Origin of the sequence: Vulcanococcus sp. CPBay_Sum15L08_68, from assembly GCF_017855895.1 — a bacterium.
Taxonomy (GTDB): domain Bacteria; phylum Cyanobacteriota; class Cyanobacteriia; order PCC-6307; family Cyanobiaceae; genus Vulcanococcus.
Genome location: NZ_JAFMFX010000104.1, coordinates 1 through 3,678, shown reverse-complemented (window position 1 = coordinate 3,678; position 3,678 = coordinate 1). Strand labels below are relative to the sequence as shown.

Here is a 3,678-nt window from a genome sequence, read left to right as displayed (position 1 = left end):
CTGAGGTGACGTTGGTCTCAATTTGCGACGGCTAAAGAAATAGGGGGCTCAATCCCCCTTCTGGCGCTCAGTTGTATTCGCCGGGCATGTCGTTCTTATGGACCGTGACCCGATCGAATTTCTTGCCGGAGACCCGCAGCAGTTCATCCCCGGAGAACTCAAAGCCGAGCTTTAGGCCGATCTGCGCCACGTCATCGGCGGTGGCGGCGGCCAGCACCTGCTGCTTCAGGGCCTCATCGGCCTGAAGGCGAGCCAGGAAGGCCTTGAGTTGATCGAGCGACATGGCAGCGCCGTCGGGCGCAACAGTCTCCCAGAGGCTCAGAGCCAGTGATGCGGATAGTGCTCCGCACCGGGCTGCAGCCGGCTATAGGCCACGGCGATCAGCATCATCACCAGCGAACCGCTGAGCACGGGCATCCAGATGAATCCAGGCTGGGCCTTGAGCAGGACCCCCAGAAGCGCCACCGCCCCGGCCGGTGGATGCAGGCAACGCAGCACTTGTCCGAGGGCAATGGTCACGGCCACGGCCAGGCCCATCACCCAGGGGGCATCGCCGAAGGCCATGACGCAGGCGACGCTGACGATGGCGGCCACGGTGTTCCCCAGGACCACATTCCGTGGTTGCGCCAGGGGGCTGGACGGGTGGCCAAAGAGCAGAACGGTCGAGGCTCCGAAGGGTGCCACCACCAGGGGGTAGTGGCTCCAGAGACTGATCAGGCCCAGGGCCGTAATGGCCAGCAGAGCACCCAGCCAAGCTCCGATCACCTGCCGCTGTTGGAAGCGCGGTTGGTAGTCCCTGCCCCGTTGGCGCTCCGACTGGATCCTGTCCCAGACCATCGGTCTTTCAGCTCAGATAGGGATCCAAGAAGGACAGCGGGCGACTCATTGTTGCGGAGAAGCCCAGCATTCCTTGGTCCCGATGCTCATAGAGCAGGGAGTCGTCGCTCTCCAAGAGGAAGGTGGCTCCGCGTTGGGTGATGAAGTCATCACGGGGGACATAGGTCCGCCAATTCCCCAGCACCTCGGTCATGTTGCGCAGGCGCACGGTGGCGAGCTCAAAGGGCCGCTGGAATCCCTCGCCGCCCGCCAGGCGAAAGAGGGGACTCTCGAAGCGCTGCGGCGCGGAGCGATCTCCGGTGTAGCCGCGCAGGACCTCGCTCAAGGTTCCCGGTGAGCCGATGCCGGCACACATCAACAGCAGCCCCGGCCAAGGTCCGCCGGGCGTCTGCAGGCCGGAGTAGAGCTCAAGCGCGCGGTGCAACCTCGGTTCGCTCTCCACCCTGAGGTTGCCCCGGGGAAAGCCGGTGAACTGGCAGAACCGCTCGGCTCCGGCCTCGTCACCAATGCCGATCGCCAGGGTCTTGATTCCGGCCTGCTCCAGCCTGGGCAAAACGGGGGCAAGTGCCTGGGCGTATTCCAGCGAATCGAAATCCCCGAGCTGGCTCATCAGGATCACCAGCCGTCTGGACCCTGGCTCCATCCCTGGGATAGAGCGGAGGGCGTCCAGCAGAAGGTCGGGCGTCGTCATGGGTCTGAGGTCATCGGCGTTGAGGACGGCTCTGGTCTCAACGTCTCCTCAGCCTCGCTGAACGGGTGGGGTGGGGCGAGATGCACCTCGCCCCGTTTGAGGCGCGTCTGACGAAGAGAGCAACCTCAATCCATTGATGCCATCGCCCCGAGATGTTGTCCACGGAGGGTTGGCGACTGCAGAAAAGCCAAAAAAAACTCCGCTGGTCAATCGACCGGCGGAGGTGCGTCTCTTCGTCAAAAGCGCAGGTCTTTCCTAGGAAGTCGACCAGCCCTGGCGCCATAGGCATTTGTTCCTGGTCGTATCCAGCACAATGGCGAGAGGGGAGGCCTGCCCATGCGCCGTCATCGTTGGCTCTTGTTGATCGCAGCCCTGGCTTGCATCGGCAGCTTGCTGCTCTGGATTGCTGAGATCGATGTGGGGATTGAAGAGTCCCTCCCTACCCCGGCTCCTGTTGCTGCTCCCTCCAATCCATGACGGCTCTGTTCTCCCACTTCCTGCTGGTCTTCACCCTGGGGCTCTTTCATCTGGTGGGTCCCGTGCCGGAGGACCTGGGTGTGCAGAACGGCGCCCTCTCCCCCTGCCCCAGTCCGGCCCATTGCGCCCGCGTGGATTGGGCCGTGGCCAATCCCGAGGCGGCCCTTCAATCTCTACTCCCGGTGATCCGGGCCACCCCGCGCACCGAGATCGTCGAAGAGGTGAACGGCTACCTGCACGCGACGGCCACGAGTGCCCTGTTTGGCTTCGTCGACGATCTCGAGCTCTACGCCGATCCCAATGCTGGGGTGCTTCAGGCCCGCTCGGTCTCACGTCTGGGCGATTCGGACCTGGGTGTGAATGCGAAGCGCCTGCAGGATCTGGCGGATCAGCTCAAGGATTGAGGCACTCTTCCGCCCAGTCCTGATCCAGCCGCCAGCGGCGACGCCGGTGGGGGTGGCCCACCAGCTCCAGCAACTCCACCTGCTGGATCTCAATCCGCACCAATTCAAAGGTCTCCGGTAGCGGGACCGCATCACCGAGGGCCTCGGGAAAGTCCCCCAGGGGATCGAAAGGGGCTCCGGGTTGGGGCCAGCCCCAGAGACTCCGCGCTCCGGGATGGAGTTGTTGCCAGTGTTGGCTGCGGGCGGACTGATCGTCGTCGGCGTTCAGGAGGAGGCGATGACCCCTGAGCCGAAATTGTGATTTCGCCTTAGGCAGAAGCCAACAGAGCTCCAGCCTGGGTTCGGCGCTGAGTTCAGCGCTCTTCTCGCTGCGTCGGTCCGTCAGCAGATCCAGTTGGCAGGCCCCGGCCCAGCCGCGGAAGACCAGCGTGCGCACCCGAGGCGCCCCATCGCTTCCAAGGGTGGCCAATTGGAGCCATCGGGCCTGGGGAGACCGCCCTTCCCGCTGCCGCGCTCCGCGCAGGAGCGGCCTCCAGGGCGGCAGAGCGTCACTCATGCCGCGGACTCGCAGCGGTAATGGGCGATCTCGCCGCCGCCGCGCCGGCGCTCAGCAAAGTCAGGCTTGGCTGGATCGGCGGCCTGCCACCACCAGCGCCCATCGGTGTAACTCGGGGCCCCGGCGTTATTGGTGCGGGGCAGTTGCAGGCTCACGCCTCGCCACTCGATCACGACAAAGGCACCAGGAACGGTCCCGCCCGCGCTGTTGGGAATTCCGCTGGCATCCACGGCGCCCTGGTGCACTTCGGCGCTCAGCGGATCGCCCTCACAGAGGTATTGCGTGGCGCTGGCCTGCAGCGGCCAGAGCAACAGCAGCAAGGCCATTGCCAGATGGAGTAACGCGGTCACGGCAGCGGCACAGCGGAGATCAGGATGGCGCAATGACCCTGGTGCTCGTGTACGACGGCGGCTGCCCCTTTTGCAGTCATTTCGCCCTGCGCTCAGAGCTGGTGGGCGGGCTGCCGGGACTGGAGATCCGCGATGGGCGCGCTGATCACGCCCTGCGCACTGAGCTCAAGCGCCGTGGCCTGGACCTGGCTCGCGGTGCGGTGGTGCTGGAGGGAGACCAGGCCTGGCATGGGGCCGAGGCGATCGCCCAACTCTGCGGTCGGCTGCGCCCGAGTGATCCCCTGCTGGCCTTGCTGCGTCAGCTCTTTGCCGCTCCGCCCCAGGCCCGACGCCTCTATCCCCTTCTGCTCTGGGCCCGCCGGC

8 protein-coding genes are annotated in these 3,678 nt (G+C 65.3%); 3 read left to right on the top strand and 5 right to left on the bottom strand.

Annotation, left to right across the window (positions count from 1 at the left end; genetic code table 11):
• Positions 1-67: 67 nt before the first annotated feature.
• From QZ189_RS10880 to QZ189_RS10870, 3 genes are read right to left on the bottom strand one after another with little or no spacing between them, the layout of a single operon-like run.
• Positions 68-283 carry a Nif11-like leader peptide family natural product precursor gene (locus QZ189_RS10880; protein ID WP_247477560.1) on the bottom strand — a complete coding sequence of 72 codons (216 nt, stop codon included), beginning with the start codon at positions 281-283 and terminating at the stop codon, positions 68-70.
• Positions 284-318: 35 nt separating this feature from the next.
• Positions 319-837, bottom strand: a complete 519-nt coding sequence (locus tag QZ189_RS10875; RefSeq protein WP_010315995.1) for an HPP family protein — start codon at positions 835-837, stop codon at positions 319-321.
• 7 nt (positions 838-844) lie between these two features.
• Positions 845-1,528, bottom strand: coding sequence for a peroxiredoxin-like family protein (locus tag QZ189_RS10870; RefSeq protein ID WP_029626205.1), 684 nt, complete (start codon positions 1,526-1,528; stop codon positions 845-847).
• Positions 1,529-1,864: 336 nt separating this feature from the next.
• On the opposite strand from QZ189_RS10870, the gene QZ189_RS10865 reads away from it, so the two are divergent.
• Together QZ189_RS10865 and QZ189_RS10860 are read left to right on the top strand one after the other, a co-directional pair.
• Positions 1,865-2,005, top strand: coding sequence for a hypothetical protein (locus QZ189_RS10865; protein ID WP_010315999.1), 141 nt, complete (start codon positions 1,865-1,867; stop codon positions 2,003-2,005).
• The gene (locus QZ189_RS10860; RefSeq protein WP_010316001.1) at positions 2,002-2,409 is read left to right on the top strand and encodes a DUF1499 domain-containing protein; all 408 of its coding nucleotides are present in this window, start codon (positions 2,002-2,004) and stop codon (positions 2,407-2,409) included. The genes QZ189_RS10865 and QZ189_RS10860 overlap by 4 nt, the downstream gene beginning before the upstream one ends.
• Here the strand turns inward: QZ189_RS10860 and QZ189_RS10855 are convergent.
• Positions 2,399-2,965, bottom strand: coding sequence for a pyridoxamine 5'-phosphate oxidase family protein (locus QZ189_RS10855; protein WP_296417009.1), 567 nt, complete (start codon positions 2,963-2,965; stop codon positions 2,399-2,401). The genes QZ189_RS10860 and QZ189_RS10855 overlap by 11 nt on opposite strands.
• On the bottom strand, positions 2,962-3,315 hold the full coding sequence (locus tag QZ189_RS10850) for a hypothetical protein (protein ID WP_247477570.1): 354 nt from the start codon (positions 3,313-3,315) through the stop codon (positions 2,962-2,964). Before QZ189_RS10850 ends, QZ189_RS10855 begins: the two co-directional genes overlap by 4 nt.
• A 32-nt stretch (positions 3,316-3,347) precedes the next feature.
• Between QZ189_RS10850 and QZ189_RS10845 the strand changes: the two genes are divergently transcribed.
• Positions 3,348-3,678, top strand: a 331-nt coding sequence (locus tag QZ189_RS10845) for a DCC1-like thiol-disulfide oxidoreductase family protein (protein WP_296421759.1), incomplete at its 3' end; no start/stop codon positions are given.